Raw genomic sequence first — 25,247 nt, 5'->3', positions numbered from 1 at the left:
ATACTGGTGGAGTTATCCTTGCATTACATTCTAATTCACCACTCTCTGATGTCGTTGAAATAACTGGGCTATCTTCATCTACTGTCCATGTGTAAACAACTTCAACAGGAATCGCATCATTACAACCGTCTGAAGCTGTTGCTGTATATACTCGAGTATTAATACAACCATCAACAGTATCTTCAAAATCTACATCTGCGGTTAAACCTTCCGCACAATTATCAGTAGCTGTAAATGTTGGTACAGGCGGCACTGAACAGCCAAAATCTGTACCACTTGGTGCTACTCCTTCACCTAATGTTATTACTGGAGCTTCTTGATCACCACCTTGGAATGTCTCCGTGAAAACTAATGGTGGGTCTGTATCACCAGTAACAGTAATAGTTACAGTAACCGTCCAATCACAATCTGTCCCTGTAACTTCAGCAGTTTGTAATAAAAGTCTTGAATTATTTACAACATTACCAAAACAATCTTGGAATAAATCTCTTTCTACATCTAAACTAAAATCATCTTCTGGCATACAACCTGTAAGATCTAAATTCAAATCTTGTGGCGTTAAATCTTCCCCTTCAATAAGGGTTAACATATTATCTGCATCTGCTTTAAAGCTTGCTGTTACAGAATCTTCTGAACAACCATCATTAGCACTATAAGTTAATGTTATATTTATATCACTACAAATTTCAAAATCTTCTATACTAGGAACTTCTCCTTCGAAAGCTCCTTCATCACCACAACCTGCTTCTAATGTTACAAACTCAGCTAACCAAGCTTGATATGCTGCTTGCAATTCTGCTAAAGTTGTATAATCTTCTGGCTGTGTTAATTCTATGTCTTCTGGACCATCTACATCTATTTCTGGTGCTATTACTGAAATAGTCTGGCTTACTGTACCACTCATGTTTCCACAAGCATCTTCTGCCTTCCATGTTCTTGTTAATCTGTACTCATTTGGACAGTCTCCTTCTTCGCGTATATCTTTTCCTACTTGTTCTATTGTTGCTTCACCGCAGTTATCTGTAGCCGTTGGTGGTGTGAACTCAGGCGTATCTGTACACTCGATTGTTATGTCTGCTGGTTGAGTTATTGTTGGTGCTGTATCATCAATAATTCTAAATTGACAACGTAAAGTACCAACAGATTCGTTACCACACTCATCTATAGCTTCTATATATACTGTTATTAAGCGATCACATCCATCTGATTTTCCATTATCTACTTCTCGTACTCGGTATGTTAAATTTTCTGTTTCTGAGCAATTATCTGTAAAACACTGTACTAAAGATAAATTAAGCGAAGGTGCGCCTAAATCTATACCTGCTACTGTAAATAAGCCTTCTACCGTTATTTCTTGTCCTACATAAACATCTGCTTCTGCATCTGCTGGACAATCTGCATATGGAAACTCACTCGTTTTTATAACAAATTCATTCTCATTACAATCATCAATTAACTCTGGGCCTGTTGTATCTTGAACAGTAATTGTTTGGCTTACTGTACCACTCTCATTTCCACAAGTATCTACTGCCTTCCATGTTCTTGTTAATCTGTACTCATTTGCACAGTCTCCATCTTCACGTACATCAGCTCCTACTTGTTCTATTGTTACTTCACCGCAGTTATCTGTAGCCGTTGGTGGTGTGAACTCAGGCGTATCTGTACACTCGATTGTTATGTCTGATCCTGCATCACTAATCTCTGGTGCTATATTATCACCTCCATGGAACTCTTGCTCAAAAATTAATGGTGGTCCTTGAAAACCTTCCGCCTTAATACGCACCGTAATATACCAATCGCAATCATCACCTCTAACGTTTATAATTCTAGAGTCTATATACGTATTACTTACTATAGAACCTCCACAATCTTGAAATAAGTCTTCTGATATCTCAAATTCTAAATTATTCTCTGGCATACAACCATCAAAATCTATATCTAATATATCGTCTTGAGAAAATCCATCACCTTCACCTATAAATATAGGTGTGTTATTGGTTATAATTAATTCTTGGGTACAAGTTGCGATTTCTATTCCATCTACATAAAGCGTATAAGTTCTAATCTTAGTTTTTATAACTCCAGAATCCGTTGTTTCTACAACCGGCGTAGTATTAGAAACCCCCATAGTTACTACTCCTCCACAAGATTCTACATTTTCAAACACATCATTATAATCTCTATAGGTATCTGGATATTCTGTAGAACAGGCTATAGTACGTGTTGGCGGTAATTTACACTCTGCAGAAGGCACACAGCATACTATTACCTCAACAGTTATTTCTGCTGATGCTGTACAACCATTACCATCTGTAACCGTTACTCTCAACACCTCATCATCAGTTACTTTTGTTACTGTTGGGTTTGGAATGCTATCATCACTAAATTCTGCAGTACCATTAGTACTCCAAGACCAACTTACTATATCATCATCTGATGATGCTAATAAAGCTAAATCATTCCCTGTATCTTTAGAGCATACTGATTCTATATCTGCAATTGTTACTTCAGGAGATGGGCTTTCTACTATTGTAAAATTCTCTGTTGTAGCGCAACCGTTCGCATCTGTAATAGTTACACTAAAATCTCCTGGACAAAGTCCTTTTATATGATTTCCATAGAACCCATTAGACCAACTGAAAACAAATGGTGGTGTTCCTCCATTTACTGATACAGAAGCTGTAGCTCCACAACTTTCTGCTTCAGCACATGAAGCACCTATATTAAAATCACCTCTTCCATTGAAATTAGGAGTAGAACTTGTATAATTAAACCAAAATGAAACTCCGAAAGAAGAATCTTTATCATTAGCTCCTTCACCTACTTGTACCCCATACCTACTATCTCTAGTTGTTAAATCTAATTGTAAACCTGCAAGGTCTAATAAACCTGTTATTGTGTTTGGTTTAGAATCATCTATTACATAATAATCCCAATCTAAATAAGCATCAGATAAGCCTCCACCGTTTTTATAAGTTTTTCCACTTTCACTACTCCAGTCATTCCAATCTTTTCTATCTGTAAGCCAAACAGAAACAGCAACTTGTTCATTTGAGTTATCTGTTCTTTCAGCTTTTGCAACTAAATGCGCTGTTCCATCAGTGTATTGATATAGTTTTCCTGAGTTTTCTATAAAAGAAAATCGTGCTGTTTTACCAGAACCACCAAAATTAGGCAACCAAATTGTCCTAGATCCGTTGTAATCAAATAAGTCACAAACTTTAATTGTTTCAGAATCACATCGTGCTTCTGTAGTTGTAACTTCAGCTGTCAATGAAGTTACTGTTACTTCAATTTCGTCAGTAGCTTCACAACCTTCGCAATCTGTTACTGTAACACTATATACTCCATCTTTATCAACAGTTATTGATTCCGTTTCTTCACCTGTAGACCATAAATAAGAAACTGAGGAATCGACATCAACACAAACTTCTTTTTCTGTATTAAGTGTTACATCAATATTTGCTACACAAATATGAGCACCAATAGTATCGAAATTTAAATCTATTTCATTAGATCCATTATAGTTATATATTGTAGAATCTATAGTATACGTTACAGGAGGAGTTGACTCACAAACATCTGTTTGACATGGAAGTTCTGTTGGATTAAAATATCCAATAACCGTTCCATTTAATTCTATAGGGTAAGAGTGATTATTCTGTTCTTCTGTGCCATAACATGCTGCTACGTTAAATTGAATCTCAATAGATGTTACCTCTTTTGTAGAATCTAATATAGGGTCGTCAAATGGCACAATATCTTCATACTCATCTTGAGTAGTAGATGTAAATTCGTCATTACAGATTTGTCTAGTATCAGCTTCCCAGATATCTAAAGGTATAGTTACGCTTTCTTCAACTATTTCACACTCTTGACATTGAGATTCTCCACTAACACTAGCTGTTAGTGTAACCTCATCTCCATCACAGATAGTTACATCTTCTCCTATATCCACATTGAGATAGCACTCAATAGCTTGGTAAGATTTGTATACAGGTCCATAACTCGGAGAATCATCGACTACAGCATAGTTAATAGGCTCATTATCATCTATAGTATCTTCCGTAGAATAGACGTATTGAGTTGTACTGGTTTGCTGAATATTATCTTCCTGTAAATAAGATTGACCTCCTATTGAGTTAGATAACATAAAAAAAAGAGCAAAAACCATAAAGGTAATTACACTTTTAAAAGCCTGTTTTAACAAAAATGCTTTCTTCGCTGTTACAGATAAATTCTTTAATACTTGAGTAAAATTGTACATAGACATGTTTAATAGTTGAATTAATGCTAATTAAAACAAACATGAGTATGCTAAAAATAAGGTAGTTAAGGGCTTTAATTTGCTACTAATCAATGCCTTTATATATGTCAAAATAGAATTAACATCTTCTTTAACGATTATAAAAATATAAAATCACAGACAACATTCTTGATTAAATTTAGCCTTTTAGACAAAGTGTAAATTTATTCGCTAAAGGACATGTTTTTCTTTGAATTAGAGATCGAAAATGATAAGATTGAAAAGCTAGATTCTGTTTACGAAAAGCAATTTGATAAAATTATAAATTGTTCATTACTAGATAATTAAATTTTTGTATATTAAAAAATAAAATTATTATTCAGTCTCTAAAAGATCTGCTTTTATTCCATAATCATTAAGGAATAATTCGAAATCTGTAATGTTATATTTCTTTAAAAATTGAATGGTTTTCTCTATATCATCATGCAATATCTCATCACTTTTAATAAAAGGAATTTCTTTTCTGTAAGCCTTTAAAAATAGCTCTATAAATGTTGAAGATTTATAAGGTTTTCTAAATACCATAGCTTGTGAAGCATTAAACAACTCAATAGCAATAATACGTTCTACATTACGTATTAAATTATAAGCTTGTGTCGCTGCATTTGCTCCCATACTCACATGATCTTCTTGTCCATTACTAGACACAATACTATCGATACTGGCTGGCGTGGCCAACTGTTTATTAGCACTTACTATACTCGCTGCAGTATATTGAGGAATCATAAACCCCGAATTTAATCCTGGATTATCAACTAAAAATGCTGGTAAACCTCTTTGCCCTGAAATTAATTGAAAAATGCGACGCTCAGAAATATTTCCAATCTCAGCCATGGCAATCTTTAAATAATCAAAAGCTAGAGCTAATGGTTGGCCGTGAAAATTACCTGCAGAAATAATTTCGTCCTCATCAGGGAAAATATTAGGGTTATCTGTCACTGAATTAATTTCTGTAATCATGGTTTTTTCAACAAAGTCAATCGTGTCTTTTGTAGCCCCATGAACTTGAGGAATACATCGAAATGAATACGGATCTTGAACGTGTTCTTTTTTACGATGAATCAGCTCACTATCTTTTAAAAATTCAGTAAAACGTCTAGCTACTTTAAGCTGTCCAGCATGTGGTCTTATAAGGTGTACTAAATCATTAAACGGATCTATACGACCATCGTATGCATCTAAAGAAATACTAGCTACTATATCTGCTAAGTAAGATGTTTTATGAGACAATAATAAACAGTATACTCCATAAGCTGTCATAAACTGCGTTCCATTTAATAAAGCTAATCCTTCTTTAGCTTCTAATTTTATAGGTTTCCAATTAAATTTTTTTAAAACTGTAGTCGTATTCACTAAACGTTTCCGATAAGTCACTTTGCCTTTACCTATCAATGGCAATGATAAGTGTGCCAAAGGAGCTAAATCGCCTGAAGCACCTAGTGAACCTTGGGTATATACAAAAGGAAAAATGTCATTGTTAAAAAAGTCAATTAAGCGATTAACTGTAGACAGTTGCACACCGCTATGTCCAAAACTTAGAGATTTAATTTTTAAAAGCAACATAATTTTTACAATGACCTCTGGCACTTTGTCTCCTGTTCCACAAGCATGAGACATCACCAGGTTTTCTTGCAATTTTGTTAAATCGCGTTTAGAAATTTTTACATCATATAATGAACCAAAACCTGTATTTATACCATAAAAAGGTTTATCACTTTCAGAAAGTTTAGCGTCTAAATAGGTTTTCGATTTTTTTATATTTGAAATAACCTGATCTGAAAGTTTAATTTTTCTATCATTAAAAATGATATCATTTATAGCTTTTAGTGTTAAACGTTCTGAAGATATTGTATAGGTTTTAGTCATTTTTAAAGTTTAATTTTATCAAAGTTGAACATAACTTTTAAACTTTACAATAAATGTTAATAATTTAAAGTGTTAGAATTTTAAAGAAAGTTGCAAAAAAAGCAATGTCATAAAACTCAATCTAAATTAATCTTCTCCTTCAACTTCTACTTCGGGTTGCTCAGGTTGTTTAAACAAATCGATATAAGCTTCAGCTATGTAATCAATAATATTACTAGCAAGAAGGCTTTGGTATCCATATTCTTCTAATGCTAAATCGGCAGATCTTCCATGTAAATAGACACCAAATAATGAAGCTTCAATTTCTGAATATCCTTGACATATTAATCCTGTAATAATCCCTGTAAGTACATCTCCAGAACCGGCTGTTGCCATACCTGGATTACCCGTTGTATTGACATAAAGCTTATTACCATAAACTGTAATGGTATTAGCTCCTTTGATCACAATTATAATTTTATACTTAGAAGAAAATGCTTTCGTTTTTTTAAGTTTTTCAAAATCATCAGACCATTTACCAATTAAGCCTTCTAGCTCTTTAACATGAGGAGTCAGTATAGAATGCTCTGGTAATAATTTTAGCAATGTCTTTTTCTTTGAAATTATATTTAGAGCATCTGCATCAATAACTAATGGAGCTTTATTAATCTTCAAAAAAGCTTCAAAAGCTTTAATTGTGTTTACTTCTGTACCTAATCCTACACCAACACCAATAGCTGTAGGTTTAATTTTAAAATCTATAGCAGTTAAATGTTCTTCATTAGCATCTGTAATTACCATAGCCTCTGGCAAGCTGGCTTGCAATGCGGTGTAACCACATTTAGGAATATATGCTGTAGCCACACCAGATCCAACCGACAAAACCGATTTAGTTGCTAAATGAACAGCTCCGATTTTACCATAACTTCCTCCTACAATCAATCCATGTCCAAAAATACCTTTATGATCAAATTTTGCTCTAGGCTTATATAGTGGTAAAATTTCGTGTTTAGAAATCAACTCTACTTCAGTTTCAGTAGTCATTAAATACTCGCGATCAATACCTATATCTAAAACTTCCCACTGTATCGTATATTCAGCTGTTTCAGGTAAAAAGAATACTAACTTTGGAGATTGAAAACTTAAGGTATAATTTGCTCTAACAACTCCGTTAGCATCTTCAACAGCCTTATCTGTATACAATCCTGAAGGAATATCTACCGCTAATGTAAATGCTTGCGAGGCTTTAAAATGATGAAACATATCTTTTATCCAACCGTCAACAGGTTTATTTAAACCTATTCCAAAAATAGCGTCAACAATGATGTCATCTTTATGTATTTCAGGGAAATCACTTTCGCATTTTAAAAGTTGCGGCCATTCTTTAGTTACTGATTTTATACGATCGTAATTCTCTAAAAAATCTTTAGATCGGCTATTGCCACAATTAACCACATAAGTTATTACATTATAACCATGTGTAATTAAATGACGCGCTAAAACCAAACCATCTCCTCCATTATTACCTATGCCACAAAACACATGTATTGGCACTTGAGCACCTTGCATACGGGTATGCATCCAATTAAAGATTTGTGTGCCAGCGCGCTCCATTAAGTCTGTAGATGATATGTTCTGGCGCTCTGAAGTCAGCTTATCTCCTTCGTATATTTGTGCTTTTGAAAAGACTTTCATTTACTTTTGTTGTTTTATTATTGATTGTAATACTAATCTCTAATTTGCTTTTTTGCTTTCTTGCTACCCTCATACATTTCGTATTTTACAAAACGTGCTTCAAGTTTAGCATTATATAATTTTATTTTTCGAGATGGACGTAAGCCTACAAATTTTAATGCTTCTAGGTTAGAAGTAATTAACCATGCATTTGTATTTGGGTAACCGTGCTTTAAAGTTGTACCGATATCTCCATAGAATTCTTCCACATTCAAATTTTCTAAACGCTCTCCATAAGGTGGATTAAATACCATATGCAATTTGTCTGTACCTGCTTTTTGTGTTTTAAAGAAATCTTCATGCTGAATATGAATAAACTCATCTAAATGTGCATTCTTAATATTTTCTTTTGCTTTAGTAACCGCAGATGGAGATTTATCATATCCTAAAATCTTATAATGAAAGTCTCGCGTTTTTTTAAGTAAGGATTCTTCGATCTTTTCAAATAAATTCACATCCCAATCTTCCCAACGCTCAAAAGCAAATTCTTTTCGCATTAAATTGGGTGGAATATTACATGCTATCATTGCTGCTTCTGCTAAAACAGTACCACTACCACACATAGGATCCATAAAATCGGTCTGTCCATCCCAACCGCTTAATAGAATTAAACCCGCAGCAAGCACCTCGTTAATTGGCGCAATATTAGTCGCTGTTTTATAACCACGTTGATGTAAAGACTCTCCTGAAGTATCTAAAGAAATTGTACAGCGTTGACGATCTATATGCACATTTATTTTTATATCAGGAAAACGCAAGTCTACATTAGGGCGTTCTCCTGTATTTGCTCTAAACCGATCCACTATAGCATCTTTAGTTTTTAAAGCTGTATATAACGAATGTGTAAAAACTGTAGAATGTACTGTGGCATCAACAGCTAAAGAACCATTAGATTTTAAATACTTTTCCCATTTTATGTTTTTTACATTATCATAAAGATCTTGTTCTTTAACAACACGGAATGATTTTATAGGTTTCAAGATTTTTATAGCTGTACGTAAACCTAAATTGGCTTTGTACATAAACCCTTTATCTCCAACAAAAGACACATTACGCACTCCTTTCTCTACCTCCATCGCTCCTAATTGCGTTAACTCTTTTGCTAATAGATCTTCAAAGCCAAATAAAGTTTTGGCAACCATCTTGAAATTATTGTCCATATAATACGTCAAATAGAAAACAAAAATACAGTATTTTTGTAGTACATTTAATGTTATGACAAAAACAACGAAACAATGGTATGCCTCTTGGTTTGACACACCATTTTACCACATTTTATATAAAGATAGAGACTATACTGAGGCACAAGCCTTTATGGATACACTTACTCAATATCTTAATTTACCCGAAAATGCTAAGGTTTTAGATTTAGCTTGTGGTAAAGGGAGACATTCTGTATATCTTAATAAATTGGGTTATCAAATTACTGGAGTTGATTTATCTGAACAAAGCATTGCACATGCTAAGCAATTTGAGAATGACACCTTAAAGTTTAATGTGCATGATATGACTAAACCTTATCCAGATACGTTTGATGCGGTCTTTAACCTATTTACCAGTTTTGGTTATTTTGAAACTGACGAATGCAATCTAAAAACCGTAGAATCGATTAAAGCTGAACTTAATGCTTCTGGTTTTGGAGTTATCGATTTTATGAATGCCGAATATGTTATTGATCATCTTATACCAGAAAACACAAAAACAGTAGATGGTATTGATTTTCTTCAAAAAAGACGTTTAGAGAATGGTTATATTATTAAAGACATTTCTTTTGATGTAGATGATGAGCATTATGAATATCAAGAACGTGTAAAAGCCTTAACTTTAAATGACTTTGAATCTTTTTTTGAAAAAGCCGGAGTTCATCTCTTAGATGTGTTTGGAGATTACAAACTCAATAAATTTCATACTAAAACGTCCGAGCGGTTAATAATGATTTTTAAATAAAATCTTTTTTGTAGTCAGTCTATGTTTTCAATGTACAATTATTTATTCCCGCTATATGCTGTAATCATTGGTATTTGCATTGCATTGATAACAAAACGCAAAAAAAAATCATTCACTAAACACTTACTCTCTTTTAGTGGAGCTTTTATATTAGCACTCACACTTATTGAATTATTACCAGAAGTGTACATGCATTTAGAAGCAAAATTAATTGGTGTACTAATTTTGGGAGGAATAGTTATTCAAATATTTTTAGAATCGCTCTCCAAAGGTGCCGAACACGGACATTTACACATACATAAACACACAACAACATTTCCTTGGTTGCTTTTTATTAGTTTAAGCATTCATAGTTTTTTAGAAGGTTTTCCTATACACGAAAATAACGATATGGTATATGGCATACTTATTCATAAAATACCGATTGCTATACTTATAACCTCATTTTTGTTAGATTCAAAATACACTAAGCTTCAAATTACTATAGCTTTAATTGTATTTGCTATAATGACACCACTAGGTACTATTTTATCCAACAATATTCCTATTCTCATCGATTATACAAATTATGTAAATGCTATAGTTATTGGTATCTTTTTACATATTGCCACTATTATTTTATTTGAAAGCAGCGAAGGCCATAAGTTCAATCTTACCAAGCTATTTACTATTATTCTTGGTGTAATTATTGCTTATTTTGTTTAGTAAAGAAGAATCGCGTTTGCTAAGAGAAACGTTTTGGATTAGCTTCGGAAAATCATTTCCTAGAAAATGGTTACTATACAATACCAAAATAAAAGGCCTTTCTTTTAAATTCTATTTTGATACTAAAAAAGCATTTGTAGCTCTAGATTTAGAAGATGTCCCGATAACTATCGGGATAGAAAATCGAATCAATTGCTGGGAGAAATTAGAAGCCTTAAAACACATTTTACATTCTGAGTTTTTACCCAAAGCGATTTACGAAGAAGAATTTTATCTCGATAATGGTAAAGAAATCTCACGTATTTATGTACCTCTAGAACAAAAAGTATCTATCCATAACAAAGACTCTTGGCAAGCCGTTATGGAATTCTTTAATACTACCATGCCAAAGTTTGAAGCTTTTTTTGAAGAATACAAAGATATTATCAAAGGGTAAATATTTCTTTTAAGAACAAAATAACATTTGTATTAAGGGATTAATTTTAGAAATTAATTAATTTTAAATCTTTAATTTTTAAACTACTAACATTATGAAATCCTTATCATATATTCTTTTCGTTTTTATTTGTGTTACACAAGCACAAACCTCTACACCTACATTTATTAGTGAGACTTTAGAGTTGACGCATTGTGAGTCTGCCGTATATGATAAAGCAAATAACCGTATATATGCATCTTTAATTGGAGACCGAGAAGCTGGTGATGGATCTATAGCTACAGTAAGTACTGACGGAAAACTCATTAATAAAACGTTTGTCGAAGGCCTTAATGATCCAAAAGGTATCGCTATTACTAAAGACCGTTTATTTGTGTCTGATAATAAAATGCTTATTGAAGCAGATTTAAAAACAGGTAAAGTACTTAAAAAGCATACCGCAGAAAGCGTTCAGTTTTTAAACGATGTTGCTATCGATGCGGATGGCAATGTATATGCTTCTGATACACGAACGTCCGAAATATATAGATTAGATACATCTGGTCATTTTTCGCTTTGGATGGCTAATGAAACTTTAGATAGACCTAATGGTCTTTTAATACAAGGCAATACTATGTATGTGGCATCTTGGGGAGCTGGTAAAGACGGAGGTGCCGTATCTAAAATAGATATGAAAACAAAAACTATAGAAAATATATCTTCATCTATTGGTAACTTAGATGGCATTAGACCTTACGACAATGAACGTATGATTATCTCAGATTGGAGAAGTGGAAATATTCATTTGATTGATGCAAACGGTAAGACCGAAAAGATACTAACTGTTGGGGAAAGTGTTGGCGATATTGCTTATATTAAAGAGAAAAACTTACTACTATTACCAATGAATCGTCAAAGTCGTTTACTTTTCTATAAACTTAAATAAGTCAATTGTGCGTTTTGAAGATTACAGTATTCGTCTTTTAAAAGAAAGTGATTTAGAATCGTATTATAATATGGTTCAAAAAAACAGGGCACGCCTTGAAGATTTTTTTACAGGCACCGTTTCTAGAACCGCTACTTTTGAAGATACTAAAGCCTTCCTTTCTGAAATTGCAGATAAAGCTAACAAAAGGCAATATTTCCCTTATATCATTATTGAAGATTCTACTAATGCCATTATTGGTTTTCTAGACCTAAAAAACATTGATTGGAGTATCCCTAAATCTGAAATGGGTCTATATATTGATGAAGATTATGCTGGCAAAGGCATTTCCACAAAAGCATTTGTACTATTTCAAGAACATTGTTTTAAGACATATCGTTTTAAAAAACTATTTCTCAGAACGCATTCCAAAAATTATGCCGCACGTAAAGTTGCCGAACAAGCAGGTTTTGAAATTGAAGGTACAATCCGTCGTGATTATGTTACTACTTCTGGCGAATTGGTAGATTTAATTTATTATGGTAAATTAGGCTAACTAATCAATATCACATAAAATCATGAAATTAGGAGCTTTCTCTGTGAGCTTGTGTGTAAAGGACATTCATGCTTCTAAAACATTCTACGAAACTTTAGGATTTACTGTCTTTGCAGGAGATATAGAGCGTAATTATCTCATTCTTAAAAATGGTGAAACCGTCATTGGATTGTTTCAAGGCATGTTTGAACAAAACATTCTCACATTTAATCCAGGTTGGGATCAAAGCGCAAATGCTCTAGATAATTTTGAAGATATCCGTAGCATTCAAAAACATTTAAAATCCAAAGCTGTTTCCTTAACAAGCGAAGCAGATGAAACTACATCGGGTCCAGCAAACTTTATGCTGACTGATCCTGATGGTAACACCATTCTATTTGACCAGCATGTGTAATGATAAATTACAATAACAAAGTTTTTAAGCCTATTTCTATTTCAGATAATGCTGAAGTTTCTGACGATACACGATTTATCTATAAGCAAGTTGGAAACGTTTTAACTTCAGAATATAAAGGAGGTTCAATTGCAAAAGGGCATTTAATTGGTATTGTAAATGATAACGGATGTATAGACATGCGCTACCATCAAATTAATACAAAAGGAGAATTAATGACAGGTGTTTGTTTTTCTAAACCAGAAATACGCCCTAACGGAAAAATAAGGTTGCATGAAACTTGGCAATGGACATCTGGTGATTTATCTAAAGGAATATCTATTTTAGAAGAGATTTAATTAATTATAAAAACATTTGAAGAAAACACTAAACATATCGCTAATCATCTTCGGAATTGGGAGTTTAATATTAATAGGATTTATAATGTTTATTGGAGCTGCTATGGGAAAGAAAGCAGATAATTATAATTTTTCTGAAAAACAGAATCTAGAAACTAAATTAATAATAAAAGATTCTATTCCTCAAGGAGAATTTACATATGAATTATACTTTACGGAATTTGGCGGGCGAATGGAAAATTTGTCTGTTGAAATAATTATAACTGGAAATAAAATCATTGTTTATAATAAAGAAGAGAATCCTTTGATAGGTGGAAACGTAATAGTAAAAGGAATTTTATTAAAACACAAGTCTGGCAAATGGATTATTGGAAAAGCAAAGACTGATAAAAACGCTGAGGAAATTGGAGGTTGTTCAGATGGGCCGACACCAATTAATTTTGAGACGAAAATTATACAATGGTGCTAAAAAACATTTTATAGTACTTTTACTAATATCTATTCTATATCACATACCAAAATATCATCAAAAAATGACAAATAGCTCCTGCCAAAACAAAAACATGCCAAATAACATGATTGTACGGAATTTTATGTATTGCATAAAACACAATACCAACCGTGTAAAAAAATCCACCAGCAAATAACCACCATGTTCCATCAGCACCTATTATACTTGATAATGTTGAATAATCAAACACAATCAACCAGCCCATAATCAAATATAAGAGTGTTGAAAAAATTTCAAATTTACCTGTAAAAAAGAGTTTCAATACCACACCAAAAGCAGCGATTCCCCAAACAGAATAAAACAATGGCCAACCTAAACTTTTGGATAATAAAATAAGTAATACAGGCGTATATGTTCCAGCAATTAGTAGGTAGATGCTAATATGATCAATTATACGAAAACGTTGTTTTAACTTTTTACTAGATACTGAATGATATAAAGTGGACGCCAAAAACAGAACAATAATTGAAAGTCCATAAACTACAACACTAAATAAATGCCAATTTTGCGTAGCGTCTACATTATTAACAAGGAAGATTAAACCAATACAACCTAAAACAACTCCAAATCCATGAGACCAAGCATTAAGTTGTTCTTCTAATTTAGTTTGGGTACTCACCTACTGTTTTTTACGATTAGGTATTGGTTTTGTTTCTTTTTTAGGTAACCATTTATCCGTAAGCGCATAATAATCAATCTCAAAAGCGGATTTTTGACGTTCTAACCGTTGATCTTGAAACGCACGTAATAAAATGTCTTCTATTAAAAAATCTTCTTCTACCTCTAACGGGTTAAACTCACGTTTTAAAGAAATGTCAAACAAATTTGCTGTATTATTATACCAGAAGGCACGCCAACCATTTCTTAGTTCTTTCACCAAACTAAAAGCTGTTTTTCCTGTTTGACGATGAATTAATTTTATAAGTATTTGCCCTTCGGTTTTTGTCATTTTTTTCAACTCTGCCGAAAATTCCTTTTCAATAAATTTCTGAACTTGCTTAGCATGTTTTTTCTTTTTCCTGCGTTTTTCATATTGTTTTAACTCTTCATTTAAAAGTACCAAACGGTCCGCAGCCATTTTTGCATAAGGATATACTTTAAGCGTTTTTCGTTTTAAGATTAAATAACGAATACGCTCTTCTCTATTCGCATACTTTAACTTTGGCATTACCATAACTTCATCTAAGTCAATAGCCAAACGAGGAATTGAATCTCCTTCTATGATAAGGTATTTTACCTGGGTAGAATCTTGCTCAACAGGATCTATCTGAGCCATTAACCCCAATGGAAAAAAGAATAAAATGCCTATTAAATATTTCATATTATACTTTATGTCGCTAAAATCATTCCAAAACAACATTTCATCACTATTCAAAATTAACAATTTATAAACCCTTTAACCTTAAAATCGTATTAATATTATTATTTTTAGAAAAATTTTTTAGACAATGGCAAAACAAAAATTATTAAATAAAAAGTCAATGGACTTTTTAGAAAAATATCTAAATAACGCAGCACCTACAGGTTATGAATGGGATGGGCAAAAAATATGGATGAACTACTTAAAACCTTATGTAGATGAATTTATAACAGACACTTATGGCACTGCCGTTGGTGTTATAAATCCAGATGCAAAATATAAAGTGGTTATTGAAGGACATGCCGATGAAATTTCTTGGTATGTTAATTACATTTCTGACAAAGGTTTAATATATGTCATTAGAAATGGTGGTAGTGATCATCAAATAGCGCCAAGTAAGGTGGTTAATATTCATACTAAAAAAGGTATTGTAAAAGGGGTTTTTGGATGGCCTGCTATACATACCAGAAGTAGAGCTAAAGAAGAACCACCTAAACCAGACAATATTTGCATAGATGTTGGAGCTAAAGACAAAAAAGAAGTTGAAAAAATGGGAGTTCATATAGGTTGTGTTATTACCTATCCAGACGAATTTCATATTCTTAACAAAGATAAATTTGTATGTAGAGCTTTAGACAACCGCATGGGAGGTTTTATGATTGCTGAAGTTGCACGTCTATTAAAAGAGAATAAAAAAAAATTGCCATTTGGCTTATATGTCACCAATTCTGTACAAGAAGAAATTGGTTTACGTGGAGCTGAGATGATAACACAAACGATTAAGCCTAATGTGGCGATAGTAACTGATGTTACTCACGATACTACAACGCCAATGATAGATCCTAAAAAACAAGGTTTAGCTAAAATTGGAGATGGTCCTGTTGTGGCTTATGCTCCAGCAGTTCAGCAAAAGTTACGCGATTTAATCACCGATACTGCTGAAGAAAAGAAAATACCATTTCAACGCGCTGCACTCTCTAGAGCTACTGGCACAGATACAGATGCTTTTGCTTATAGCAATGGTGGTGTTGCTTCTGCTCTAATTTCTTTACCGCTACGTTATATGCATACTACGGTAGAAATGGTACATCAAGATGACGTAGAAAACGTAATTCGTTTAATCTACGAAACAATTTTAAAAATAGAAGACGGAGAAACTTTTAGTTATTTTAAATAAACAAATGCCCTTACAACAACAAAAACATTTATTTGATATTCCTGAAGATATCTGTTATTTAAATACAGCCAATTTATCTCCATCTTTTAAGTCTGTAGAAACTGCTGGGATAACTTCTGTATTAGAAAAAAGCAGACCATATAAAATTACTGGTTATCATTTTTTTGATGCCGTTACTGAGCTTAAAAAAGAATTTGCTAAAGTTATCAATGCTAAAGATTATAACCGTATTGCTACAATTCCGTCTGTATCTTACGGATTAGCAAATGCTGCAGAAAATATTACTTTACAAAAAGGTGATGAAATCATTATTGTAGAAGAGCAATTTCCAAGTAATTATTATGTTTGGAAAAAAATTGCAGATCGGTACGGAGCATCTATTGTAACGATTAAGCAACCCGAAGACAGAGAACATTGTGGTGATTTATGGAATGAAGCGATACTTGAAGCCATTACTGAGAAAACTGCATTAGTAACACTAGGAAATATTCATTGGGCTAACGGACTTGTTTTCGACCTAAAAGCCATTAGACAAAAAAGCAGACAACACAATGCATTGCTCATTGTAGATGGTAGTCAATCTATTGGAGCTTTACCTTTTGATGTTAATGACATACAACCAGATGCTTTAGTTTGCGCAGGTTATAAATGGTTATTTGGACCATACGGTTGCGCTTATGCCTATTATGGGTCTTATTTTGATAACGGTATTCCATTTGAAGAAAATTGGTCCAATCGGTTAGGGAGTGAGAACATTACAGGTTTAACTCACTATCAACCAGAATACAAACCTCTTGCCAATAGATATAATGTTGGTGAGAGTGGCAATTTTATTAATGTAAGCATGCAGATTGAAGGCATAAAACAAGTCTCTCAATTTAGTCCTAAAGATATTCAAACCTATTGTCATTCTATTACAAAAGATGCTGTTAAAGAACTAAAGGATATAGGTTTTTATGTTAATAAAGACGAGCAACGTGCAAAACATTTATTCGGAATTGAAATACCAAAATCTATAGATGGAGAACAATTAAGAATGGCTTTAGCTGAGCAAAATATTTACGTATCGTTTCGTGGTAATTATATCCGCTTGTCATGCCATGTGTTAAATACTAAAGCTGATTTTGATAAATTATTACGCTGTATTAAATCGGTTATGACATTAGTGTAATGGATGAATATATAGATATTGTTGATAAAAATGGCCAACCCAAAGGTATAGCTTTAAAGTCTGAAGCTCACAAAAACGGATGGTATCACAACACTATTCATTTATGGTTATATACTTCAGACCATCGCATATTGTTACAACAACGCTCGCACAAAAAAAAGATTTACCCATTACTTTGGGATGTCTCTGTTGCCGGACATATAGATGCTGGCGAAACTTTTGAAACTGCCGCTATACGTGAAACCGAAGAAGAAATAGGGTTAAAATTACCGCCTAAAGCTTTAAAAAAGATAGATACACGATTGCATGAATCTTCTTATGCAGATGGAACTATTTTAGATTATGAGTTTCATCAAGTTTATATTTCAGAATTAAATGTAGATCTAAATGCGTTAACTCCACAAGCCGATGAAGTTGAAGCTTTAAAATTGGTAAGTTTTACAGAATTTGAAGATTTATTACAAAACAGTGAAACAAATTCTCATTTTATAGCTTCAAATCGCACCTACTATACGTTCGTTATAGATACAATTAAAACCCAATGTAGATTATGACTCTAGTTTTATTAGCAGTTGCACCTGTATTGGCTATTATTTTATACATTTATTTACAAGATAAATACGAAAAAGAACCTGCGAGTTTACTTATAGCTAGTTTCTTATTAGGAGCTGTATTAAGTATTCTTATCGTTATTGGTATATATCTATTTACCGGAAAATATATTCCTATTACAGATGAGCGTAGTATATGGCAGCAATTCATTCAAGCTTTTATTGTGGTTGCATTGGCTGAAGAATTTAGTAAATACGTTATTGTAAAATATTTTGCACAACCCCGAAAAGCCTTTAATGAACCTTATGATGGTATTGTTTATGCTGTTATTGTGTCTATGGGTTTTGCTTGTACAGAAAATATAATGTATGTGTTAAATGGCGGATATTCAACAGCTATATTAAGAGCCTTTACAGCTGTGCCTGCTCATGCAACATTTGGAGTATTAATGGGGTATTTTATGGGAAAAGCAAAATTTTCTAACAATAGATTAAAATGGAATATGGCCGGATTATTTCTAGCTGTTTTATTCCATGGCTCATACGATTTCTTTTTGTTTATAAATTTTATACCAGGAATTTCCATCGGAGCATTTATATCATTAATAATTGGTGTAATTTTGTCTCGAAAAGCTATAAAACGGCATCAAGAAATTTCAAATTTTAAATGAATAATAACATTATATAATGCTATTTAAAATAAATAATATCAAATACTTAAACCATGTATAAAACTAATGTTAATTCAAATTTTAGTTTTGAGTTTACTGAAGAAGACATTCACTCTTCAGATACAATAAAAACTTCCAGAAACAAGTATCATATACTTAAAGATGATACTTCTGTTGAAGCACAAATTACTGATGCTTCTTTTCTAACAAAAACCTATACAGTTGTAGTAAATAATAATTCTTATGAGGTACAGATTCAAGACGCATTAGACCAACAAATTAGCGCTATGGGATTTGAAATCGGAGCTTCTAAAAAAGTAAACGATATTAAAGCACCTATGCCAGGTTTAATATTAGAGATTTCTGTAGCTGTTGGTGATGAAGTTGAAGAAAACGATCAACTTCTAATCCTTGAGGCCATGAAAATGGAAAATGTTATTAGTTCACCACGAGCTGGTGTTATTAAATCTATAGCTGTTAATCAGGGAGAAACTGTAGGTAAAAATTCACTTTTAATCGCTTTTGAATAATATGAAAAAAATACTAGTAGCAAATAGAGGTGAAATTGCCATTCGTGTTATGCAAACCGCTAAGAAGATGGGCATTAAAACAGTGGCAGTGTTTTCTGAAGTAGACCGTAATGCACCACATGTAAGATATGCTGACGAAGCTGTTTGTATTGGTCCTGCTCCATCCAATCAATCTTATCTAAGAGGAGACAAAATTATTGAAGTCTCTAAAACTTTAAATGTAGACGCAATCCATCCGGGTTATGGGTTTTTAAGTGAAAATGCAGATTTTGCAGAGCTTTGCGAGGCGAATTCCATTACATTTATAGGACCTAGATCTAAAGCCATTAAAGTCATGGGTAGTAAGTTAGCTGCCAAAGAAACCGTAAAGGCTTATGATATTCCTATGGTTCCCGGCATTGATGAAGCTGTTACAGATGTAGAAAAAGCGAAAGCTATAGCCTTAGAAATTGGTTTTCCTATACTAATTAAAGCTTCTGCAGGCGGAGGCGGAAAAGGTATGCGTGTGGTTGAGAAAGAAGCGGATTTAGAATCGCAAATGGAACGTGCTATTTCTGAAGCAACGTCGGCATTTGGTGATGGATCTGTTTTTATTGAAAAGTATGTAAAATCACCACGACATATCGAAATACAAATTATGGCCGACATGCATGGTAATGTCATCCATTTATTTGAACGCGAATGTAGCGTACAACGCCGTCATCAAAAAGTTGTTGAAGAAGCACCATCTTCTGTGTTATCGTCTGAATTGAGAGAGGAAATGGGACAAGCCGCTATTAATGTAGCACGTTCTTGCGATTATATTGGAGCTGGTACTGTAGAGTTTTTATTAGATGCAGATCATAATTTCTATTTCTTAGAAATGAATACACGCTTACAAGTTGAGCATCCTGTCTCAGAAATTATTGCAGGTGTAGATTTAGTAGAACTACAAATTAAAGTGGCACGTGGCGAAGTTTTAGATATAGCGCAAGACGATTTAAAAATTAATGGTCATGCCTTAGAACTACGTGTATACGCTGAAGATCCTTTAAATGATTTTTTACCTAGCGTTGGTAATCTAGAAGTCTATCAACTGCCTGTCGGAAAAAACATTCGTGTAGATAATGGTTTTGAAGAAGGTATGGATATTCCTATCTACTACGACCCGATGCTTTCAAAATTAATTACCTATGGCAAAACACGTGATGAAGCTATTGAATTAATGATTAAAGCCATTAACAACTACAAGATACAAGGAGTACAAACCACATTAGCATTTGGGAGATTTGTATGCGAACACGAAGCATTCCGTTCTGGTAATTTTGATACGCATTTTGTAAAAAATTACTATTCACCAAAATTATTAGAGGAACAACATAAAAATGAAGCTGAGATTGCAGCACAGATTGCTTTGAAACGTTATTTTGAAGATCAGAAACAATTACGCTTACCTAATTAAGATATAGTATGGATTCTAAAATAAAAACATTAAACGATAAGTTAGCTTTAGCGCATTTGGGAGGCGGACAAGCTAGAATAGATAAACAACATGAAAAGAAAAAACTAACCGCAAGAGAACGTGTTAATTATTTCTTGGACGAAGGTTCTTTTGAAGAAATTGGTGCTCTAGTAACACATCGCACCAAAGATTTTGGCATGGAAAAACAACAATTCTATGGAGATGGAGTTGTTACAGGTTACGGTACTGTAAATGGACGTTTAATCTACGTGTTTGCTCAAGATTTCACAGTGTTTGGTGGTTCATTATCTGAAACGCATGCCGAGAAAATCTGTAAAATTATGGATTTAGCAGTACAAGTCGGAGCGCCTTTAATTGGACTTAACGATTCTGGTGGCGCTCGTATACAAGAAGGCGTACGTTCTTTAGGTGGTTATGCAGATATCTTCTATAGAAATGTACAATCTTCTGGAGTTATCCCACAAATTTCTGCAATTATGGGACCTTGCGCTGGTGGAGCAGTATACTCACCTGCCATGACAGATTTTACGATTATGGTTGAAGACAGTAGTTATATGTTTGTTACTGGACCTAATGTAGTTAAAACGGTAACTAACGAAGAGGTAACAAGTGAAGCACTTGGTGGAGCAAGCACACATTCTACTAAATCTGGTGTTGCACATATTACTGCCTCTAATGATATAGAATGCTTAGAAAGCATAAAACGTTTATTAAGTTACTTACCTCAAAACAACACAGAGAAGCCTGTTGACCTCAATTATAATATTACAGATGAAGTAAGAGACGTGTTATCAGACATTGTACCTGATAACGCAAATAAGCCTTACGATATGCATTCGGTTATTGAAGGTATTATTGATGAAGATTCTTTCTATGAAGTTCATAAAGATTATGCCGAAAATATTATTGTTGGTTTTGCGCGTTTAGGTGGAAAAAGTATTGGTATTATTGCTAACCAACCATTATTTTTAGCAGGAGTACTTGATGTCAATAGCTCTAAAAAAGCAGCACGTTTTGTACGCTTCTGTGATTGTTTTAATATCCCTTTATTGGTATTAGAAGATGTTCCAGGATTTTTGCCAGGCACAGATCAAGAATGGAACGGTATCATTGTTCATGGTGCAAAACTACTCTATGCGTTTAGTGAAGCTACTGTACCTAGAGTGACTGTAATTACGCGTAAAGCTTATGGCGGTGCTTATGATGTTATGAATTCTAAACACATTGGAGCAGATATGAATTTTGCTTGGCCAAGTGCCGAAATTGCCGTTATGGGTGCTAAAGGAGCTGCTGAAATTATTTTTAAACGCGATATACAAGCTGCCGAAGACAAAGAAGCTAAATGGAAAGAGAAAGAAGCAGAATATGCAGAACTCTTTGCAAATCCTTATAGCGCTGCTGAACGTGGTTTTGTTGATGAAGTCATTTTACCAAAAGACACACGTCGAAAATTAATCAAGGCGTTTAGCATGCTTGAAAATAAAGAAGTTAATAAACCTAAGCGTAAACATGGGAATATTCCTTTATAAAAAACATACAAGGCGCTTACTTTATAACTATTAATTTGAAAATAAGTCTTTTCAAATCATAAACGAGACGTGTCCAAATTCAAAAAAGTAGTATAAACATTTCGTTTATACTACTTTTTCATTATATCTAGTTCATTCTAATTAGGAAACAAACTCTTGTCCAAGCCAGGAACAATACGTAATGCATTTTTATAATATACTTTTTTAAGTACTTCGTCTGGCAAGTCTAAACCATACATAGGCCAAAATGCATGATACTTTTTATGATACGGAAAGTACTCGTCATCACTTTCTAACACTCTAAAATAGGTTGGGAATTCTTCAGGCTTCCAACTGTCTTTTCCAAACAAAATACGGTCTTGATATTTAATAAAAAACGCTTTTGCAAACCGCGGTTGACGTCCTAGTTCTGCAATGATGGCTCCAATACCCACATTCATATTTGGCATTTCATCTAGTAACTGTGATAGTTTACCAAGATTATTAGCATACCAACCCATATGTGCATTGATAAACGTGGTGTTTTTATGACGCTTAAACATGTTATGTTGTTCTCCTATAATTTGTTCCCAAGGAGCTGGATTATCAGCACCTCGTTTTCTGCCTGGTCGTGTCTTTAACTCCAACCAACGCTCGTTATCACCATCAAAATCATCCCAAAACGATTTTGGATCTGCAGAATGAATTAATACCGGGATACCTAATTCTCCACACTTATCCCAAATTGGTGCCAAACGTGGATCGTCTACTGCTACACGTTCCCCTTTTACATCTTTATCTCTAAGCCCAAGTCCTTTATATATTTTCAAACCACGTGCTCCATTTTTCACATCTTGTTCTAGCTGAGCTACAGTAGCTTCTATCCATCCATCTTTACCTACATTTCCATTAAATCCTATATTAGCAAAAACAACGAAACGATTAGGATAATTATTTTTAATATTAGCTACAGATTTCATTAAATCTTCACCAGAGCGTCCACTTAAATTTACCATTAACCCCATGTTAAGTGTATCCATAGCTGCGATTACAGGTGCCAAATCTTGAGTTGGCATACGGTATTGATGACCATGCACATCTATAAACGGAAATTTAGCGCGTTTAATAATTTTACCAGGTACAACCAGTGTTGATTTAGGATTATATTCTTCAAAAGTTAAGTCTTGCGCCGTAATTACCAAAGATAATGAGATTGCAAATACAGCTAATACGTAATGTTTTAAATTCATTTTGTTAGTGATTTTTTATTTGAAAAAGCTAAAGATACTATTCTTATACTATTGAGTTTTAATTTTAGTATGGGTTTAACAAGAGGTGTTATAACGTTAGTTGTTTTATATTTTAGCTTGATAGGTATATAAATCGTAATAACGACCTTGTAACGCAATTAACTCATCATGTGTACCGCGCTCGGCAATATGACCCGCTTCTATTACTAAAATTTGGTCTGCTTTTTTAATAGTACTCAATCGATGTGCAATAACAATTGTGGTTCGCTCTTTTACTAATTCAGCTAAACTTTTTTGAATTAGCGCTTCGCTCTCGGTATCTAAATTAGAGGTCGCTTCATCTAGGATAATTACTTTAGGGTCGGCTAAAATCGCTCTGGCAATTGCTAATCGTTGTCGTTGGCCACCTGATAGTTTTACACCACGTTCACCAATTAAAGTGTCTAAACCATCTTCAAATCGGTCTGTAAATTCATTAACATAAGCTGCTTTTACGGCATTTTGCAATTGATCTTCTGTAGCATTAGGTCTTGGAAACAAAATGTTTTCACGAATAGAACCTTCAAATAAAAATTCGTCTTGAAGTACAACTCCTAAATGTTCGCGGTAACTACTCAATTTTATCTTAGACATATCTTGCCCGTCGATAGTAACTTTTCCTGACTTAGGGTTTAAAAACGTTGCTGATAATCCTGCAATAGTTGATTTCCCTGAGCCAGAACTTCCTACCAATGCAATGACTGATCCTGAAGGTGCTTTAAAGTTAATGTTATGAAGGACTTCTTTTCCTTCTTCATAAGAAAATGACACATCATTAAACTCAATATCACCATTAATTTTATCAAGAATTACCGTTCTATTTTCATCTTCATCTTCAGCCATAGTATTCATTAATTCTTCTGTACGATCTAAACCTGCTAAAGCTTCAGTCAATTGACTTCCTATATTGCTCATTTGTACAATGGGCGCTACCATAAATGCTAAAAGAAATGTGAATTCTAAAAACTCTCCAGTAGTCATTGTCTCTTGTATCATATAATAGCCACCAATACCCATAATGCCTGTAGTGGCAATTCCTATTAAAAATGTTGAAGAACTTGTCATTATAGCCGTTGCTGTTAAACTCTTCTTGACATTCTGATAAATTTCATTCACTCCTTTTTCAAACACTTTGTTTTCTTGAGCTTCTGCATTAAACGCTTTAATTACTCTGACTCCTGCTAACGTTTCGGTTAAACGTCCTTTAACCTCAGCATTAATTTTTCCTCGTGTTCTAAATATGGGACGAATGTATTTAAAAGCCTTAAGCGCAACTATACCAAAAATAGACAACGGCACAAAAACAAAGAGTGTCATCCAAGCATTTATCTTAATAAGAATTATCAAAGATATTATTGCGGTAAACGTACCACCAACTAATTGCACTAAACCAGTACCTATTAAATTTCGAACACCTTCTACATCGCTCATAATACGAGACACTAATGCACCAGATTTAGTGTTATCGAAAAAGCTAATAGGCAAAGACAATACTTTTTTTTGAACTTGAGCTCTTAATTCTGATATGAGATACTGCGCCTGAACACTTAAAATTCGTGTTAGTAAAAAAGATGTAATCGCTTGTATTGTTATAGCTCCTATAACAATAGCAATAAGCATATACAAATCTGATTCGTTACCACTTGGCACTACCTCATCAAGCAATACCTTACTTTGTATTGGTAATACTAAACCGGCTAAACTTCTAATAACAATTAAAACTAAACCTATAAACACTAAGTTTCTCCTAGGCCAAATAATGTCTCTAAAAGCTTTTTTAATACTAACTTTAGGTTTCTTTTTATCTTTAGTTGATGCGTCTTTTAAGTGTTGCATTAATTGATTTGTTTTT

At 33.4% G+C, this 25,247-nt stretch carries 23 protein-coding genes; 15 read left to right on the top strand and 8 right to left on the bottom strand.

All coding sequences use genetic code 11. From position 1 onward, the window contains the following. The 4 genes from K8Z87_RS12390 to K8Z87_RS12375 form a co-directional block, all read right to left on the bottom strand. Positions 1-4,267: PKD domain-containing protein (locus tag K8Z87_RS12390; RefSeq protein WP_227477888.1), on the bottom strand; the 4,267-nt coding region annotated here is incomplete at its 3' end. Positions 4,268-4,621: 354 nt separating this feature from the next. Then, positions 4,622-6,172, bottom strand: a complete 1,551-nt coding sequence (hutH, locus tag K8Z87_RS12385) for a histidine ammonia-lyase (RefSeq protein WP_227477887.1) — start codon at positions 6,170-6,172, stop codon at positions 4,622-4,624. A 126-nt stretch (positions 6,173-6,298) separates the two neighbouring features. Beyond that, the gene (locus K8Z87_RS12380; RefSeq protein WP_227477886.1) at positions 6,299-7,846 is read right to left on the bottom strand and encodes an NAD(P)H-hydrate dehydratase; all 1,548 of its coding nucleotides are present in this window, start codon (positions 7,844-7,846) and stop codon (positions 6,299-6,301) included. 32 nt (positions 7,847-7,878) lie between these two features. Continuing rightward, positions 7,879-9,045 carry a THUMP domain-containing class I SAM-dependent RNA methyltransferase gene (locus tag K8Z87_RS12375; RefSeq protein ID WP_227477885.1) on the bottom strand — a complete coding sequence of 389 codons (1,167 nt, stop codon included), beginning with the start codon at positions 9,043-9,045 and terminating at the stop codon, positions 7,879-7,881. 55 nt (positions 9,046-9,100) lie between these two features. On the opposite strand from K8Z87_RS12375, the gene K8Z87_RS12370 reads away from it, so the two are divergent. The 8 genes from K8Z87_RS12370 (at position 9,101) to K8Z87_RS12335 (ending at position 13,634) form a co-directional block, all read left to right on the top strand. After that, on the top strand, positions 9,101-9,832 hold the full coding sequence (locus K8Z87_RS12370) for an SAM-dependent methyltransferase (protein ID WP_227477884.1): 732 nt from the start codon (positions 9,101-9,103) through the stop codon (positions 9,830-9,832). 30 nt (positions 9,833-9,862) lie between these two features. Beyond that, complete coding sequence (locus K8Z87_RS12365) at positions 9,863-10,537, top strand: ZIP family metal transporter (RefSeq protein WP_227477883.1); 675 nt, start codon at positions 9,863-9,865, stop codon at positions 10,535-10,537. Continuing rightward, on the top strand, positions 10,530-10,973 hold the full coding sequence (locus K8Z87_RS12360; protein WP_227477882.1) for a DUF4268 domain-containing protein: 444 nt from the start codon (positions 10,530-10,532) through the stop codon (positions 10,971-10,973). Before K8Z87_RS12365 ends, K8Z87_RS12360 begins: the two co-directional genes overlap by 8 nt. Before the next feature lie 94 nt (positions 10,974-11,067). Then, positions 11,068-11,898: an SMP-30/gluconolactonase/LRE family protein gene (locus K8Z87_RS12355; RefSeq protein ID WP_227477881.1), complete on the top strand. Its 831-nt coding sequence runs from the start codon at positions 11,068-11,070 to the stop codon at positions 11,896-11,898. A gap of 7 nt (positions 11,899-11,905) precedes the next feature. Further along, complete coding sequence (locus tag K8Z87_RS12350) at positions 11,906-12,433, top strand: GNAT family N-acetyltransferase (RefSeq protein ID WP_227477880.1); 528 nt, start codon at positions 11,906-11,908, stop codon at positions 12,431-12,433. Positions 12,434-12,455: 22 nt separating this feature from the next. Beyond that, positions 12,456-12,827 (top strand): VOC family protein, encoded by a 372-nt coding sequence (locus K8Z87_RS12345; RefSeq protein WP_227477879.1) that lies wholly within the window; start codon positions 12,456-12,458, stop codon positions 12,825-12,827. Then, the gene (locus tag K8Z87_RS12340; protein ID WP_227477878.1) at positions 12,827-13,165 is read left to right on the top strand and encodes a n-acetylglutamate synthase; all 339 of its coding nucleotides are present in this window, start codon (positions 12,827-12,829) and stop codon (positions 13,163-13,165) included. The genes K8Z87_RS12345 and K8Z87_RS12340 overlap by 1 nt, the downstream gene beginning before the upstream one ends. Before the next feature lie 16 nt (positions 13,166-13,181). After that, the gene (locus K8Z87_RS12335; protein WP_227477877.1) at positions 13,182-13,634 is read left to right on the top strand and encodes a hypothetical protein; all 453 of its coding nucleotides are present in this window, start codon (positions 13,182-13,184) and stop codon (positions 13,632-13,634) included. Between the two features lie 34 nt (positions 13,635-13,668). Here the strand turns inward: K8Z87_RS12335 and trhA are convergent, their stop codons facing one another. Continuing rightward, complete coding sequence (gene trhA, locus K8Z87_RS12330; protein ID WP_227477876.1) at positions 13,669-14,295, bottom strand: PAQR family membrane homeostasis protein TrhA; 627 nt, start codon at positions 14,293-14,295, stop codon at positions 13,669-13,671. Beyond that, positions 14,296-14,997 (bottom strand): DUF4294 domain-containing protein, encoded by a 702-nt coding sequence (locus K8Z87_RS12325; RefSeq protein ID WP_227477875.1) that lies wholly within the window; start codon positions 14,995-14,997, stop codon positions 14,296-14,298. Between the two features lie 127 nt (positions 14,998-15,124). Between K8Z87_RS12325 and K8Z87_RS12320 the strand changes: the two genes are divergently transcribed. From K8Z87_RS12320 to K8Z87_RS12290, 7 genes are read left to right on the top strand one after another with little or no spacing between them, the layout of a single operon-like run. Further along, entirely contained in the window at positions 15,125-16,213 is a 1,089-nt protein-coding gene (locus K8Z87_RS12320) for a M42 family metallopeptidase (RefSeq protein WP_227477874.1), read from the top strand. 4 nt (positions 16,214-16,217) lie between these two features. Further along, positions 16,218-17,384 carry an aminotransferase class V-fold PLP-dependent enzyme gene (locus K8Z87_RS12315; RefSeq protein ID WP_227477873.1) on the top strand — a complete coding sequence of 389 codons (1,167 nt, stop codon included), beginning with the start codon at positions 16,218-16,220 and terminating at the stop codon, positions 17,382-17,384. Continuing rightward, complete coding sequence (locus K8Z87_RS12310) at positions 17,384-17,938, top strand: NUDIX hydrolase (RefSeq protein WP_227477872.1); 555 nt, start codon at positions 17,384-17,386, stop codon at positions 17,936-17,938. The genes K8Z87_RS12315 and K8Z87_RS12310 overlap by 1 nt, the downstream gene beginning before the upstream one ends. Continuing rightward, the gene (locus K8Z87_RS12305) at positions 17,935-18,606 is read left to right on the top strand and encodes a PrsW family intramembrane metalloprotease (RefSeq protein ID WP_227477871.1); all 672 of its coding nucleotides are present in this window, start codon (positions 17,935-17,937) and stop codon (positions 18,604-18,606) included. Before K8Z87_RS12310 ends, K8Z87_RS12305 begins: the two co-directional genes overlap by 4 nt. A 53-nt stretch (positions 18,607-18,659) precedes the next feature. Continuing rightward, positions 18,660-19,136, top strand: a complete 477-nt coding sequence (locus K8Z87_RS12300; RefSeq protein WP_227477870.1) for an acyl-CoA carboxylase biotin carboxyl carrier protein subunit — start codon at positions 18,660-18,662, stop codon at positions 19,134-19,136. A gap of 1 nt (position 19,137) precedes the next feature. Then, positions 19,138-20,577: an acetyl-CoA carboxylase biotin carboxylase subunit gene (accC, locus tag K8Z87_RS12295; RefSeq protein ID WP_227477869.1), complete on the top strand. Its 1,440-nt coding sequence runs from the start codon at positions 19,138-19,140 to the stop codon at positions 20,575-20,577. Between the two features lie 8 nt (positions 20,578-20,585). Further along, the gene (locus tag K8Z87_RS12290; protein WP_227477868.1) at positions 20,586-22,127 is read left to right on the top strand and encodes an acyl-CoA carboxylase subunit beta; all 1,542 of its coding nucleotides are present in this window, start codon (positions 20,586-20,588) and stop codon (positions 22,125-22,127) included. 137 nt (positions 22,128-22,264) lie between these two features. On the opposite strand, the gene K8Z87_RS12285 is transcribed toward K8Z87_RS12290, so the two are convergent. Further along, entirely contained in the window at positions 22,265-23,356 is a 1,092-nt protein-coding gene (locus K8Z87_RS12285) for an amidohydrolase family protein (protein ID WP_227477867.1), read from the bottom strand. A 105-nt stretch (positions 23,357-23,461) separates the two neighbouring features. Then, positions 23,462-25,231 (bottom strand): ABC transporter ATP-binding protein, encoded by a 1,770-nt coding sequence (locus K8Z87_RS12280; protein ID WP_227477866.1) that lies wholly within the window; start codon positions 25,229-25,231, stop codon positions 23,462-23,464. Between the last annotated feature and the right edge of the window lie 16 nt (positions 25,232-25,247).

The sequence above is a fragment of the Winogradskyella immobilis genome, from assembly GCF_021887715.1.
GTDB classification, from domain to species: domain Bacteria; phylum Bacteroidota; class Bacteroidia; order Flavobacteriales; family Flavobacteriaceae; genus Winogradskyella; species Winogradskyella immobilis.
Note: the sequence above shows the minus strand (reverse complement) of the source record. Positions and strands in the feature narration are given on the sequence as shown.